General features: G+C 43.0%; 14 protein-coding genes. 4 read left to right on the forward strand and 10 right to left on the reverse strand.

Going from position 1 to position 14,128, the window contains the following annotated elements; all coding sequences use genetic code 11:
* Positions 1-325 precede the first annotated feature (325 nt).
* From LJE09_RS13110 to LJE09_RS13135, 6 genes are all read right to left on the reverse strand, one after another.
* Positions 326-862: a DUF2284 domain-containing protein gene (locus LJE09_RS13110; RefSeq protein WP_022381148.1), complete on the reverse strand. Its 537-nt coding sequence runs from the start codon at positions 860-862 to the stop codon at positions 326-328.
* A gap of 152 nt (positions 863-1,014) precedes the next feature.
* Positions 1,015-2,748, reverse strand: coding sequence for an ASKHA domain-containing protein (locus LJE09_RS13115; protein WP_227311424.1), 1,734 nt, complete (start codon positions 2,746-2,748; stop codon positions 1,015-1,017).
* A 383-nt stretch (positions 2,749-3,131) separates the two neighbouring features.
* Entirely contained in the window at positions 3,132-3,767 is a 636-nt protein-coding gene (locus tag LJE09_RS13120) for a corrinoid protein (protein WP_008705414.1), read from the reverse strand.
* A gap of 76 nt (positions 3,768-3,843) precedes the next feature.
* The gene (locus tag LJE09_RS13125; RefSeq protein ID WP_227311425.1) at positions 3,844-4,662 is read right to left on the reverse strand and encodes a methyltetrahydrofolate cobalamin methyltransferase; all 819 of its coding nucleotides are present in this window, start codon (positions 4,660-4,662) and stop codon (positions 3,844-3,846) included.
* Positions 4,646-4,783 carry a hypothetical protein gene (locus tag LJE09_RS13130; protein ID WP_161325070.1) on the reverse strand — a complete coding sequence of 46 codons (138 nt, stop codon included), beginning with the start codon at positions 4,781-4,783 and terminating at the stop codon, positions 4,646-4,648. The genes LJE09_RS13125 and LJE09_RS13130 overlap by 17 nt, the downstream gene beginning before the upstream one ends.
* Positions 4,765-5,799, reverse strand: coding sequence for a vanillate--corrinoid protein methyltransferase (locus tag LJE09_RS13135; protein WP_022380455.1), 1,035 nt, complete (start codon positions 5,797-5,799; stop codon positions 4,765-4,767). The genes LJE09_RS13130 and LJE09_RS13135 overlap by 19 nt, the downstream gene beginning before the upstream one ends.
* A gap of 511 nt (positions 5,800-6,310) precedes the next feature.
* On the opposite strand from LJE09_RS13135, the gene LJE09_RS13140 reads away from it, so the two are divergent.
* The 3 genes from LJE09_RS13140 (at position 6,311) to LJE09_RS13150 (ending at position 8,775) form a co-directional block, all read left to right on the forward strand.
* The gene (locus LJE09_RS13140) at positions 6,311-7,237 is read left to right on the forward strand and encodes a serine hydrolase (RefSeq protein WP_227311426.1); all 927 of its coding nucleotides are present in this window, start codon (positions 6,311-6,313) and stop codon (positions 7,235-7,237) included.
* 46 nt (positions 7,238-7,283) lie between these two features.
* Positions 7,284-8,252, forward strand: a complete 969-nt coding sequence (locus LJE09_RS13145; protein ID WP_227311427.1) for an SH3 domain-containing protein — start codon at positions 7,284-7,286, stop codon at positions 8,250-8,252.
* Between the two features lie 76 nt (positions 8,253-8,328).
* On the forward strand, positions 8,329-8,775 hold the full coding sequence (locus LJE09_RS13150; RefSeq protein WP_008705419.1) for a phosphate-starvation-inducible PsiE family protein: 447 nt from the start codon (positions 8,329-8,331) through the stop codon (positions 8,773-8,775).
* Between the two features lie 165 nt (positions 8,776-8,940).
* Here the strand turns inward: LJE09_RS13150 and LJE09_RS13155 are convergent, their stop codons facing one another.
* Complete coding sequence (locus LJE09_RS13155) at positions 8,941-10,071, reverse strand: Ldh family oxidoreductase (RefSeq protein WP_022380451.1); 1,131 nt, start codon at positions 10,069-10,071, stop codon at positions 8,941-8,943.
* 394 nt (positions 10,072-10,465) lie between these two features.
* On the opposite strand from LJE09_RS13155, the gene nudC reads away from it, so the two are divergent.
* Positions 10,466-11,314 (forward strand): NAD(+) diphosphatase, encoded by an 849-nt coding sequence (gene nudC / locus LJE09_RS13160; RefSeq protein ID WP_026649297.1) that lies wholly within the window; start codon positions 10,466-10,468, stop codon positions 11,312-11,314.
* 149 nt (positions 11,315-11,463) lie between these two features.
* Here the strand turns inward: nudC and LJE09_RS13165 are convergent, their stop codons facing one another.
* The 3 genes from LJE09_RS13165 to LJE09_RS13175 all read right to left on the reverse strand — a co-directional run bounded on the left by LJE09_RS13165 (position 11,464) and on the right by LJE09_RS13175 (position 13,813).
* Positions 11,464-12,567, reverse strand: coding sequence for a DnaJ C-terminal domain-containing protein (locus LJE09_RS13165; protein ID WP_227311429.1), 1,104 nt, complete (start codon positions 12,565-12,567; stop codon positions 11,464-11,466).
* Between the two features lie 125 nt (positions 12,568-12,692).
* The gene (locus LJE09_RS13170; RefSeq protein ID WP_008705425.1) at positions 12,693-13,160 is read right to left on the reverse strand and encodes an Hsp20/alpha crystallin family protein; all 468 of its coding nucleotides are present in this window, start codon (positions 13,158-13,160) and stop codon (positions 12,693-12,695) included.
* A gap of 185 nt (positions 13,161-13,345) precedes the next feature.
* Positions 13,346-13,813, reverse strand: coding sequence for an Hsp20/alpha crystallin family protein (locus LJE09_RS13175; RefSeq protein ID WP_227311428.1), 468 nt, complete (start codon positions 13,811-13,813; stop codon positions 13,346-13,348).
* Positions 13,814-14,128: the final 315 nt, after the last annotated feature.

Consider the following 14,128-nt stretch of genomic DNA (forward strand, 5'->3'; position numbering starts at 1 on the left):
TTTCAATATCTGTATTTTATCATAGCTCACTGTTATTTACAACGAAAACTGACTTCCCCTTCCGCAACCTCCACAGAGAATGTTACTGTTCACTCCGTTCTCAGTAACACGCTTCGCGATGCACAGAATTTATGCTAATCGCATAAATTCGCGCGGTATATCTCGGGTTTTCTGTGACCTTCGCTCACAAAAAACACCTCGCGGGATATTACCAGTGAACAGTAACCAGAGAATTTACTTGATTTAAATCAAGCAGATATTCGTAATCCGCTTCGCTACACCAAATAACTGCTCCACAGGGGACTTACCTGATTCGGCTAAAATGTTATTCCAGAAGGTAACAGCTCGTATAAGCAATCGTACAATCCCCATAATAATACTGTAGCTCATTGGCCTGGCAAACCTGTGTTACCAGCATCCCGTAAGCCTCCATCGATGAGAAAGCCTGTTTCGGAAACCTGCATGGAGCATCCGGATAAGTACAGACCTTACATTTCGTACAGCATCCCGCACCAATCGCCAGCATATCCGGATAAATCTCCCGAAGTTTCTTCTCAAATTCCACAAAATACTCCTTATGTCTGGCTTCCGTTTCCATCATTCCCTCGCCATCAAAAACATCCTCCAATTCACCAACTGTCTGAACAATAATCCCATACTTATACTGCCGGACTTTCGCTTCACATTCCTCAAGAGAGCCACATCCCGGAGGACAGCTCCAGCACTTATCATACTTATGACAGGTATCCGCTGCACACATCTGTCGAACCTCCGGCTTCAGCTCAATCGTATCACAATCCAGCAACACCACATGCGAAAACCCCTGCTCCATTCCCATTTGCTCTATTTTTTTTATATCCATAATCTAACCCCTTACTCTCTTGTATAATCTATAGCAACCTCATCAGGCAGATAAAATTATCCTCTTCGCGCCTCAGTTCTGCACCGAATAACTGCTCCGCAGTTTATCAGAAAAAATCTGCACTTCTCAATAATTCAATCAGGCGGATAAAATCATTCACCTGTCTCAAATCCCAGTTCATCAATAAAATGATCCTGAAAATCAGCCGAAGCAGCCAGCTCAACGAATTCAATCTTTCTCACCAGCTCATCCATCTCCAGCATTTCCTTCTCATTCACAAGTGCGATCTTCGCACCCTCACCAGCAGCGTTTCCCACTGGTTTCACTTTCTTCACAAGCGTCGCCGGAAGCAAGCCAATCTTCCCGGCACTGACCGGATCCATATAGTTGCCAAAAGCACCTGCAATATATACCGAACAAATATCATCTTCTGTAATCCCAATCCGCTCCATAAGCATCTGAATTCCCGCTGCAATCGCAGCTTTCGCAAGCTGAACCTCTCCGAGATCCTTCTGCGTCAGATAAACTCCTCTCTCATTACCGCCCCGCTCTGGCGGTACCAGAATAAACACACCTTGCTTCTCCTGTCCGCTTCTCAGCACACCATTCTCATCCAGCATTCCAGCATCCAGAAGACCCGCCACCAGATCGATCAATCCCGAACCACACAAACCAACCGCCGGCTTATTCCCAACAGTTGTATAGTTCCACTTCCCATCCTCATACTTCACATGATCCACAGCCCCGGCCGCGCCACGCATTCCACACTCAATCTTCGCACCCTCAAAAGCAGGCCCGGCCGCAGTAGAACAGGTCACCATCCGCTCCCTGTTTCCCAGAACCATCTCACCATTCGTTCCAATATCGATCATCAGAGAAATCTCTTCCTGCTGATCCTGCCTGATAGCCAGCAGACATCCACAGGTATCCGCTCCCACATATCCTGCAATATCCGAAAGCATGATCAACTCTGCACGCTCCTGCACAGCCAGACCATAATCCCCCGCATTCAGCACCAGCCTCTCACTCACAGCCGGAGTATAGGGCGCATATACCAGCGAAGCCGGAGAAATCCCCAGAAACAGATGATGCATACAGGTATTTCCCACAACACACACCTGAAAAACATCCTCTCTCCTTATCCCTGCATCCTCTGCCAGACTTCCCAACATCTCATTAACCGCTTTCCGAACACACATACTTAACGCTTCTGTTCCATGCTCCAGCGCATAATTCGCCCGCATGATCACATCCGCACCATACTGCGCCTGCGGATTCATCCTGCTCTCAACTGCCAGAGTCCTCCCATCCGCACCATCCAGCAAATACCCCGCAATGGTAGTCGTCCCAATATCAAACGCTGCCAGACACCTCCGACCAGCTTCCTTCCTCATTTCCAGAATCCGCCGTCTACTGTAAATCACATACCATTCATCAGAATCCCTGCGCATCCCATACAATTCACCCGCCAGCTTCAGATCCACCTCCATCTGCCCCGGCTCAACCTCACCATCTGTTTCCGCCAGCGTATCCAGCAGCCTCTGCCAGTCCGACCGCTTCTCCCCTGTTTTCGCCTTCTCCAGCTCAACCTGAGCCATCCGTAGTCCCGGTTCAAACACAACTTCTCTGTTAAATCCATCCGTCAAAATCTTTTCATTGCCAGCCCTGTCCAATGTCTCCACTACACAAGTCTCACCTTCACCAATCCGAATCTGACACGCCTTAACAACTTCACCATTAATCTTAACCAGACACTTCCCACATTTCCCCAGCCCGCCACAAGGCGCATCCGGCCTCAGTCCCGCCTGAATCTCCGCCTCCAGTACCGATATACCATCCTCCACCTCTATCTCAACATCCTCGCGCACAAACTTAACCCAAGCCATAAAAACCTCCCACATATCCAATCCAAACACTACAACAACCAACGAACAGCTCAGAAAAATATTTTATTTCATGTGCATTTGCAGGGGTCTTAGATATTCTTAGCTCTCAGAAATCTGCGTTATGAGCAGACTGTATCACTGTCTGAGCGAAGTTTGCAACGGAGCGAGTTTGAGAAGGCTGCTCATGCCTTTAGCAGATTTCTGAGAACTTAGAATATCTTAGACCCCGAAACCGCACATGAAATAAAATATTTTTCTGAGCGTCCCCTTTTTTCCATTATAACACACTCCCAAAAATCCCAAAATACACGAAAGGACCACTCCCCAGAGCAGTCCCCTCATAATATTTTCATGTTATACTAAACCCGCACAAAACAATCAGATCAAGCCGCCAACTTCTTAGCCAGTGACGCCGCACTAGCCGCATCATCAGAATATCCGTCAGCACCAATTTCCTCAGCAAAAGCTTCTGTAATCGGCGCTCCGCCAACCATAACCTTAATATTACCTCTGAAATCCGCCGCATTCAACGCCTCAACAGTCTCCTTCAGAGCCGGCATAGTAGTAGTCAGCAGTGCAGAAAGTGCAATAATCTTGACATCTGGATTCTCTTTATAGCACTCAATAATCTTAGCCGCCGGAACATCAACCCCAAGATCGATCACCTCAAATCCGGCACTCTCGATCATCATGGCAACCAGATTCTTACCAATATCATGAAGGTCACCGGAAACTGTAGCAATGATAACCTTACCAAGTGCACCTGTAGAACCAGATGCCAGATGCGGTTTCAGAACCTCAACACCTTTCTTCATAGCACGAGCTGCAACCAGCATCTCCGGAACAAAGATCTCACCATTTTTGAATTTCTCACCAACTACAGACATCGCACTGATCATACCATCATTCAGAATCGCAACCGGATCATCACCCTCATCAATGGCTTCCTGTACAGCCGGTCCTACTAATTTCGCTTTCCCTTTTTCAACTAATTCCGCAACTTCATTTATCTTGGACATAATCAAATCCTCCTGTTATTTCTCAATTTCAGATTCCAACCACTTAATTCATTTACACAGTTTCTGCAGATTCAACTTACTTCTTCTTTGTTGTACCAATTAAGCCTTCTCTGTAAGCCCCTATATATTCCATACAATAATCATCCAGACCAAGTAATGCTTCTGTTGCATAAACCAGTCCAAGCATATCCTTATTTGTCGGATCCATAATTCCACTGTCCAGTCCTGCATTCATTGCCAGTACCAGGAACCCGTAATTAATCAGCTTACGAACCGGCAGATTAAAAGAAATATTACTGATTGCTGCCGTAATATGAATGGTCGGATACTGCTCACGTACACTTGTGATCGTCTCAATATTCGTTGCAATACCATCCTCAGAAGTACAAAGCATCTCAACCAGCGGATCAATGTGAATCCTGTCCGGAGCAATTCCGTACTCTTTCGCTTTCGCCATGATCTTGTCAAAAACTTTCAGACGGTCTGCTGCACATTTCGGAATACCTGTATTGTCACTCAGCAGCGCAATTACCTGCCATCCCTCATTTCCCGGCTCAGACATGATCGGGAAAATCGTATCAATCTTATGTCCCTCTCCTGATACAGAGTTAAAAATTCCAGGTTTCTTACAGAACTTATAAGCCTGTGCCAGAACATCCGGACTCGGGCTGTCAATTGAGATCGGAAGATCTGTAACCTCCTGGATACAGTCGATCATCCATTTCAATGTTTCCACTTCTTCCGCTTCCGGAACAGAAGCGCAACAGTCAATATAAGTAGCTCCGCTTTCCGCCTGAAGCTTTGCTCTTGCTTTAATAAATTCAGAGTCTCTTTTCGCGATCGCTTCTGCAACGATCGGGATAGAACCATTAATTTTCTCACCAATAATAATCATTTTCAAACACCTCCATAGCATCATCCTCTGCAACACCTGAAATTTCATCTAAATGTCGGACAGATATTTGTATTCCGTTTTGCCACTGACAAATACCTGAGATCAGAACATAATCTGCCATGGAAGCCTTGTAGATTCAGATGCCTTAATGCCAAATTTCTCTTCATTCAGCTTGTCAATGGAATCACAGAGAGATTTATAAACACCCGGATAAACAGAACCAGGGCCACCCTGAGCGATACATGGAATAAAGTATTTGTTTCCACATTCTTCGCAGACACGACGTACCACTGCATCACAATTCTCATCTGTCCAGCCCTCAAAATCAACTGCACGATTTTCGATACCGCCCATGAAGCTGATCTTTCCGCCATATTTCCTGATCAGTTCCGGAAGATTATTGGTTTCCATACATCCCTGCCATACATCGATCCCCATCTCAATCATAGAAGGAACCAGTGTTGCTGCGTAACTGTCAGAATGATGGATAACCAACTCAACGCCATGACTGTGATAATATCCGTAAATTTCTTTATACGGTTCAAGTAAAAATTCATCAAACATTGCAGGACTCATAAATGTACTGTCCAGTCCACCCCAGTCATCATGATGGAATAATGCATCAGGATGAAGGTTGGAACAGATACCTTCAGCAAGTTCCAGTTCCCACTCTGTCAGATATTTGATCAGATCATGCATTTCATCCGGATTAGTAATATAATAAACCAACGCATTACTGATCTCACACAGATGATGAGTCTGCTCAAATAATCCCGGTGCAACGAAAGCTGCTTTAAATGCCTGTTCTCCGTCAACTGCATCATACTGAGCCTTCACCATATCCCACTGATCCTGGGTAAATTTCAAAGACGGTGCATGTACATAGTCTTTCCAGTCTTCAATATCCTTTACCACGATCTTGTCAGGAGTATGTACAGGAAAAGAACCCGGAACTCCTTTCGGAAAAGTATTGGTTACCCCCCATGCATTCACTACATTTTCCTGTCCGGGCTGAAGCAGCGGGTTTGTAAACATAAACGGATGAAAAAGAAGCTGCACTGCTTCATACTGATTAACAAATCTGTCAGGATTTCCGCCTTTTATAACTTCCAGCATATTCTGTTTCGGTGTTAACATATAATCTACCTCCTCATGCAATATGAAAATGCCCCCACATTCCCACATTTATTTGTTTAATTTGCCGTTCTTTGTCTCGTTTCTGATGATTTTATTGTAGCATTTATACAATCCAAAATATATAATCAGATATGCGGATTTTTCACGCCCGTATTCCTACAAATTGTATGAACGCATCTCAATATACACCATGCACAAGACAGATGTATTACGCCAGATTTATACTATCCCATAAATTCACACGATATATCACGAATTTTCTGCAACTTCCACAGGAACTTACTTATAACAATTCCAAAATAAATTTTAAGTCAACCGTAAATACACTTGTAACACAACTCCAAACACTGTATAATTTTGTATATACAGATATCAGACTTTAAAAATCATTTGTGCCTGCACAATAAGACTTTTAAACCTGATTTATCTAAATATAAAGAAATACGATTTATATAACAGATCAACAGATTCCGAATGTTTTACAGTAAATATTTAACAGGTGGTGAACGCAATGTTTTCAAAAAAATTATTAATACCTCTGCTATCGCTCAGCCTTCTTGTTACTCCTGCATACAGCAGTCATGCTGCTGGAAATGCAGAGGCCGCGGGAACATCCGTAGAAGGTCAGGGAATGCTTTCCCCTTCTTCATCTTCAGAGAGTTCTGAAAGCGTCTTTAACGGTTCCGGGGCAGGCACATCTTCAGAACCGGTCACAGATGAGAAACTGGAGACAATTTTAAAACAGGTTCAAAGTCAGCTTCCCGCTGAAAATGGAACCTGGGCTGTTTTCATATCCGATCTTGTAAATGGAACCGAGGGCAGTCTTAATGATCAGAAAATGCAGGCTGCAAGCCTGATCAAGCTCTATATCATGGGAGCTGTCTACGAGAATTATGATCAGATAACCGGACAATACGGCAGGGATTCTGTAGACTCCAATCTGTACTCCATGATCACAGTCAGCGATAATGATGCAGCCAATACCCTGACAACTTATCTTGGCGGCGGCGATTCCGCAGCAGGTATGCAGGCTGTCAACAGTTTCTGCCAGGCACATGGCTATGACCAGACTCACATGGGACGTATGCTCCTTGCCAGCAATGAGAATGATGATAACTACACATCTGTAGGAGACTGTGGTCATCTCCTGCAGGAGATTTATAAACAGGATACATCCGGCTACACCCATGCCACTGATATGTTTAATCTGCTCAAGGCACAGACACGCTGTAACAAAATTCCCGCACAGCTTCCGGAAGGAGTCAAAACCGCAAATAAAACCGGAGAACTTGACAACGTGGAAAATGATGCCGGAATCATCTATGATTCCAAAAATGACGTAGTAATCGTATTTATGTCCCAGAATCTCTCAAGTGCCGGTTCCGCACAGAATACGATCGCTACCTTAAGCAGAACGATTTACGATTACTATAATTAAATAATGTACTCTCAGAGTACATAATAACTCAAAGGAGGGATTCACTATGAAAAAAAGAAAAAATATTGCAGTTTCCATGATTCTTGCAGCTACGATTGCTGCTGTATCTGTACCCTGCAGTTCACAGATCGTTATGGCATCTGACACTTATCAGGTAGGTGTAAGTAAAGGGTATCTGGCTCTGCGCTCTGCCATGGCTTATGATTCCTCCAACGAGATCGGCGAGCTGTATTCCGGTGATACTGTTGAAGTTACAGAATATACCACCAGTGATTACTGGTACGTCTATTCTCCAAAACTGAACAAATCCGGATACGTAAATAACGATTACCTGTATTTCCTCTCATCACAGCCGACAAGTTCGTCCGGTTCTTATACTGTCAGTGTTGCCAAAGGTTATCTGGCTCTGCGTTCTACAAAGGCTTATGACTCTTCTAACGAGATCGGACAGTTATACTCCGGTGATACAGTAACAGTTTCTGACAGCAGTGATCCTCAGTACTGGTATGTCTATTCTCCGAAACTGAACTTATCCGGCTATGTAAATAAAGATTACTTATATTACAGTGGCGATACTGCTGCCAGTGCACAGAGTTCTTCCGGAGATTCAAGGACTGTCAGTGTTGCCAAGGGTTATCTGGCTCTGCGTTCCGCAAAAGCTTATGATTCCTCCAATGAGATCGGACAGCTGTATTCCGGCGATACAGTTCAGCTTATCGACACCAGCGATTCCCAGTACTGGTACGTTTACTCTCAGAAGTTAGGAAAAAACGGATATGTAAATAAAGATTATCTGATTGGCGGAACAACCACATATGCCACCAGAACAGTCAGTGTTGCTACCGGTTATCTGGCTCTGCGCTCTGCGAAGGCTTACGACTCTTCCAACGAGATCGGACAGTTATATTCCGGCGATACAGTTCAGCTTGTGGATACAACTGATGCACAGTACTGGTATATTTACTCCCAGAAACTCTGCAAATATGGTTATGTAAATAAAGATTATTTATATTAATCTTTTTCGTAACACTATAAACAGTTACACTTCTTTACATTCACCATATACAACAAAACAGAAAGGACTCACAGTTATGAGCCCCAAACGACAGGTTAACCATAACATTCGTAAACACTTTAACACAATCATTTACAATATTTCACGTTACGCGGAAATTGCTCTTTCTATGGTAATTCTGCTGGTGATCGCACTGGCAGGCTTCCGGCTGATCATGGAGGTTGCAGATACTTCTGTTATGTCCATGGATACAGAATTTTTCAGCACTTTCCTTTCCCAGGCTTTGTCTCTGGTAGTAGGCGTGGAATTTGTAAAAATGCTCTGCCAGCATTCCGCACAGACAGTTGTTGAGGTTCTGATGTTTGCCACAGCACGTCAGATGGTAGTCGAACACCTCGGGCCAGCAGAAACTCTTCTTGGCGTACTCAGTATCGCAGTTCTGTTTGCGATCCGCAAATATCTTATGACAGACAACGATGACATGAATGCTCATAACTGTCCGAAGAATACTGAAGAAAATTAAAGAAAACAAAAAACTGCATATCAGATACGATCTGTAAATTCTACCGGTCGTATCTGATTATGCAGTTTCTTTTTATTTCCACATGCTGATAAACGGGCGTCTCAAAAAAAGTAATTTTATATGATATATTCTATAGTTATGGTTATCAGCATGATGGGCGCTTATTTAATAATTACCACTAAAGAACTTACTGTCCTTCGGCAGTTCATAGCCCTTGAAGTAAGAGCCAAAATCAACCTTCAGATAATTGCAGAGGTTGGCAAGCTCAACCATTGTGTTGTCATTTACAGGAATGCCATTCTCTCTGCGCTCTTTTTCTGCAAATACTTCCTTCTCACCATGAGTATAAATCTGCTCTGCGCCTTCTGCCTTTGGACTCTGACGAAGAGTTTCCAGATATTCGGAAAAATGCGCCCTGATATCATCTGCATTTCCGAAGATTGCGGGATCAATGGCAGCAAATCCATGACAGATACCTGTCTTGTCTTTAAATGTACAGCATTTATCAGAAGTAACACCCATGGAAAAGATGGAGCTGAAAATCTCGCAGAGCATTCCATAACCGTAACCCTTATGACTTCCGTTTACCTCTTTATTACCGCCAAGTGGCATGATTCCGCCGCCCTTCTTGGCAACAATATTGGCAAGTACATCCGGGGCATCTGTGCTTTCCTGACCATTTGCTCCCAGAGCCCAGCCCTGTGGAAGTGGTTTTCCCATCTTATTATACATTTCCAGTTTTCCTCTGGTAACTACTGTTGTGGAGCAATCAAAAAGGAATGGATAAGGTTCTGCCGGCATTGCCACTGCAATGGGATTGGAACCAAGCATTGCTTTTCGTCCAAAGGTAGGTACCATGATTGCTTCCGAGTTGGTACATGCCATACCAAGTAAGCCCTGTTTGGAAGCCATTTCCGCATAATATCCTGCAATACCGAAATGATTGGAGTTTCTTACAGATACAAATCCAACACCTGTTTTCTTCGCCTTCTCAATAGCTTTCTCCATTGCAAAATGGGAAATCAGCTGTCCCATACCGTCATGTCCGTCGATCACTGCTGATACAGGTGTCTCAAATACGACCTCAGGTTTCGCATCCGGATGGATGGTTCCCTTCTCAATTCCTTTATCATATCTTACCATTCTCTGCATTCCATGGCTTTCAATCCCGTACAGATCTGCGGTAAGCAAAACATCCTTGATGATATTCGTCTCTTCTTCATTAAAACCAAATTTACGAAATACGTCGTGGCAAAAAGTATTTAATGTGTCATAACTCCATTTTACATATCCCATAACTGTAAAATCCCTCCATTCAAGTATTACTCATTTCGTTGTTTGGTATTACCAATTTGTTAAACTGATTATACCACTCTCATTTTCAAAGTGCAATACGTTTTTTATTTTTTTCAGTATTTCTTATGTTACTGTATTACTGTTCCCTGGTAATATCCCGAGACATGCAAGCCAAAATGTTACCGTCCACTCCGTTCACAGTAACAGATTGCCTGTAGCAATTGGACATCTTCTCTTGTTTTTCTAAAACTGCCGTAATATACTATGTACAGGCAATCCTGCCTGCAGGATTGCCTGCTCATTTAATAAATAATAGATTACTGCTCACTTCCGCACCTATAATATATTTCACAGAACAACTCTGCGGCGGCAGTAACAGAAAAGGAACATTACTATGATTCAGGATATCGCACCACACACTTACCACAACGAATACAAACCTTCTGCCCCAGATAAGAACAGTTTTATCCTTGCCTACGAAAAAGGCAGTATTCTTCTTCCACATCAGGAACGGGAAGCAGATATTTATTTTCCACGTTTTCAGGATCTGGAGGAAAAAGTTTCAGATCTCTACAGCAAGTATATTTATCTGTTTTCTATCGATGATCAGCGTTTCTATCTGATCCCGGAATTGGATACCACCCTTCTTCCAGATTACGAATTCCAGGATATACGAAATCTTCGGACAGCCCGGCCACAGCATCTGGCATTTGCAGGAGTTACAGGACATCAGCTTTTCCAGTGGTACAGCAAGCGCCGGTTCTGCGGCTGCTGTGGAAAACCAATGCTGCACAGCCAAAAAGAACGTATGATGGAATGCCCTTCCTGCGGCAATCAGGAGTACCCTGTCCTGTGTCCTGCAGTAATCGTAGGAATCACAAACGGAGATAAAATCATTCTTTCCAAATATGAGGGCCGCAGATTTAAGCGTTACGCCCTTATCGCAGGCTTTGCAGAAATCGGAGAAACCATTGAAGAAACTGTTCACAGAGAAGTAATGGAGGAAGTTGGCCTTAAGGTAAAGAATCTCCGCTATTACAAAAGCCAGCCATGGTCCTTCAGCGGTACCCTGCTTTTCGGATTCTTCTGTGATGTGGACGGCGATGATACCCTGACCGTTGACCATGAAGAGCTCTCCATGGCACAGTGGGTAGAACGTGACAAAATCCCGGATCAGGGCAATAATATCAGCCTGACCAAGGAAATGATGATGCTCTTCCGTGATGGGAAAGAACCCAGATAAACAATATTCTATATCAGAAAAAGCTCATAGAATATTTTTCCCTATTATGCTAAAAGGATACATGCACTGTGATTTTATTGTGCATGTATCCTTTTCGTTTCTCTGTAAAATTGCTTCACTATATTCTCAAAAATATTTCTGATTACCCTTCACGCCGCACTCCCGCTGCCAAATCCACGGCTTCTGCGGCTTCCATTACATTCCTGTTCGAATTCTTTCAGTTTCCGTCTTGCATCCGATGTCAGGTTTGTCGGAACTTCAATCTGTACAGTTGCATATTCATCACCGTGTACAGACGGATTGTTCATGGCAACGATACCTTTACCTCTCAAACGTATCTTCGTTCCGGACTGAGTACCCGGTTTGATGTTACAGAGAACATCACCGTAAATGGTGTGAACCTTTGCTTCACCGCCAAATACTGCTGTTGTAAATGGGATATTTACAGTTGTGTACACATCTCTGCCTTCCCGTTTATATCCGGGTTTATCCTGAACGTTTACTTTCAGAAGCAGGTCACCGGCTTCACCTCCGCCGACTCCCGGATATCCTTTTCCTTTAAGTCTGATAGATTTACCGGATTCAATACCTGCCGGAATATTGACTTCGTAATTCTGGACGCCACCGTTGCTGCTCTGCAGGCGGATAACCTTCTTTCCACCGAAAGCAGCTTCATCAAAGCTGACAGTAACCTCTGCATGAAGATCCTCACCTTTACTGCTGTAAGAACCGCCAAAACCGCCAGTTCCATTGCTTCCGAATCCGCCAAAACCACTTCCGTGAAATCCACTGCCACCGAAACCGCTGCTTCCAAAACCACCGGATGATTTACTCTTCTTAAATCCACCACCAAAGATGTTCTTCAGGATATCATCCATATCTTCACCATTCTCAAAATGATATTCATGATAACCATTGCCATCACTGTACGAGCCATGGAAACCACCGCCAAATGGATTGCCCTGTGCTCCGCCAAAGCCACTGCCAAAAGGACTTCCCTGTGCGTTTCCATAATTACCGGCACCTTCTTCAAAAGCAGCGTGGCCAAACTGATCATACCGTTTACGTTTCTTCTCATCACTCAGAACATCATAGGCTTCATTTACTTCCTTAAAATGCTCTGCTGCCGAAGCATTTCCCTCATTACTGTCCGGATGATATTTCTTTGCCAGTTTTCTGTATGCTTTCTTAATCGTTGCTGCATCTGCGTTTTTGTTCACGCCAAGAACTTCATAGTAATCTCTTTTCAATATCATCACCTTCCCTCATAAACACATTCTAACGCAATCATTCCTGACTTCATATTTCTGCGATCCTCATTATGCAAACAACGGGAAGCCAAAAGATTTGACCTCCCGTTGCTGTAACTTAACATCTATTATCCTTCAATGGAGATGCTGTGCTTCTGTTCCACTGCTGGCTTTGCTTCTTTCTTCGGAACAAATAATGTCAGGATACCATGTTTGAATTCTGCTTTGATGTCGTCCTGATGTACTTCTTTACCTACATAGAAGCTACGACTGCAGGCACCTGCATAACGTTCTCTGCGGATATAACGTCCTGTCTCTTTTTCCTTCTCATCTTTATCCAGACCTTTCTCTGCACTGATGGTCAGATAACCATTTTCAAGTGCTGCATGAACTTCATCTTTCTTAAATCCTGGAAGATCTACAATCAGTTCGTATCCGTTATTCATTTCCTTGATATCAGTTTTCATTACATGATTTGCTTTATGTCCATAAAGTTTCTTCTCTGCATCCTTCATTGCTCTGTCATCATAATAGAATGGGAAATCTCCAAAAAAGTCATCAAATAAATTTTCTCCAAAAATACTAGGCATTAACATAAGTCATATCTCCTTTTCTAATATATTTTATATATGTCAAATCTGTTCGCCAGATTTACTTTCCAAATCTATCTTTACAGGTTTTTTCAACCTTTTATCTTCAATCTTTTAGTGTAAGCTTTTATTTTTATATCTGTTTTTAATCTCTGGCTGACCCTTAACGGGTCAGTCAGAATATTTATTCATCAGCCTTCAATGGCAATTGTTTTCTTCTGTTCTACTGCTGGTTTTGCTTCTTTCTTTGGTACAAATAATGTGAGGATACCATGTTTGAATTCTGCTTTAATGTCTTCTTTCTCAACTTCTTTACCTACATAGAAGCTACGGCTGCAGGCACCTGCGTAACGTTCCTTACGGATATAACGTCCTGTCTCTTTCTCCTGCTCATCTTTGTCCAGACCTTTCTCTGCACTGATAGTCAGATAACCATTCTCCAGGTCAGCCTTTACTTCATCTTTGGTAAATCCCGGAAGATCTACGACCAGTTTATAGCCTTTATCAGTTTCCTTGATATCGGTTTTCATTATATGGCTGGCTCTGCGTCCGTAAAGTTTCTTCTCTGTATCTTTCATTGCTCTGTCATCATAATAAAATGGAAAATCTCCAAAAAAGTCATCAAATAAATTTTCTCCAAAAATACTAGGCATCAACATAAGTCATCTCTCCTTTTCTATACCGTTCATCTACATGTGATGGACTCTCAGTTATGCATCTTTACCTTGTTTCTTTGGAACTTAGGTTATCAGGAATCTCATAGAACTTATTTCTTTGTTCTCTTTTTGTTCCCCTTCCTTTGTTCTAGCTGTAATATAACACTTATTATTAGCACTGTCAAGAGGTGAGTGCTAATTTTTTGTGAAGAATTTGTGAACGCTACGAGCCATGCAAAATAGCAAAAATAACGCCCTGCAAGTTTGGTATGCTCCCCGTCAAGAGGACAATAAAAAATAATAAATTTTTGTATCGTC

Origin of the sequence: Blautia sp. DFI.3.45, assembly GCF_020593505.1 — a bacterium.
GTDB classification, from domain to species: domain Bacteria; phylum Bacillota; class Clostridia; order Lachnospirales; family Lachnospiraceae; genus Blautia_A; species Blautia_A wexlerae.

Coding starts and splice junctions, on each gene's coding strand:
- LJE09_RS13110 (WP_022381148.1), bottom strand. CDS start 862: ATGGATATAAAAAAAATAGAGCAAATGGGAATGGAGCAGGGGTTTTCG.
- LJE09_RS13115 (WP_227311424.1), bottom strand. CDS start 2,748: ATGGCTTGGGTTAAGTTTGTGCGCGAGGATGTTGAGATAGAGGTGGAG.
- LJE09_RS13120 (WP_008705414.1), bottom strand. CDS start 3,767: ATGTCCAAGATAAATGAAGTTGCGGAATTAGTTGAAAAAGGGAAAGCG.
- LJE09_RS13125 (WP_227311425.1), bottom strand. CDS start 4,662: ATGATTATTATTGGTGAGAAAATTAATGGTTCTATCCCGATCGTTGCA.
- LJE09_RS13130 (WP_161325070.1), bottom strand. CDS start 4,783: ATGGCAGATTATGTTCTGATCTCAGGTATTTGTCAGTGGCAAAACGGA.
- LJE09_RS13135 (WP_022380455.1), bottom strand. CDS start 5,799: ATGTTAACACCGAAACAGAATATGCTGGAAGTTATAAAAGGCGGAAAT.
- LJE09_RS13140 (WP_227311426.1), top strand. CDS start 6,311: ATGTTTTCAAAAAAATTATTAATACCTCTGCTATCGCTCAGCCTTCTT.
- LJE09_RS13145 (WP_227311427.1), top strand. CDS start 7,284: ATGAAAAAAAGAAAAAATATTGCAGTTTCCATGATTCTTGCAGCTACG.
- LJE09_RS13150 (WP_008705419.1), top strand. CDS start 8,329: ATGAGCCCCAAACGACAGGTTAACCATAACATTCGTAAACACTTTAAC.
- LJE09_RS13155 (WP_022380451.1), bottom strand. CDS start 10,071: ATGGGATATGTAAAATGGAGTTATGACACATTAAATACTTTTTGCCAC.
- nudC (WP_026649297.1), top strand. CDS start 10,466: ATGATTCAGGATATCGCACCACACACTTACCACAACGAATACAAACCT.
- LJE09_RS13170 (WP_008705425.1), bottom strand. CDS start 13,160: ATGTTAATGCCTAGTATTTTTGGAGAAAATTTATTTGATGACTTTTTT.
- LJE09_RS13175 (WP_227311428.1), bottom strand. CDS start 13,813: ATGTTGATGCCTAGTATTTTTGGAGAAAATTTATTTGATGACTTTTTT.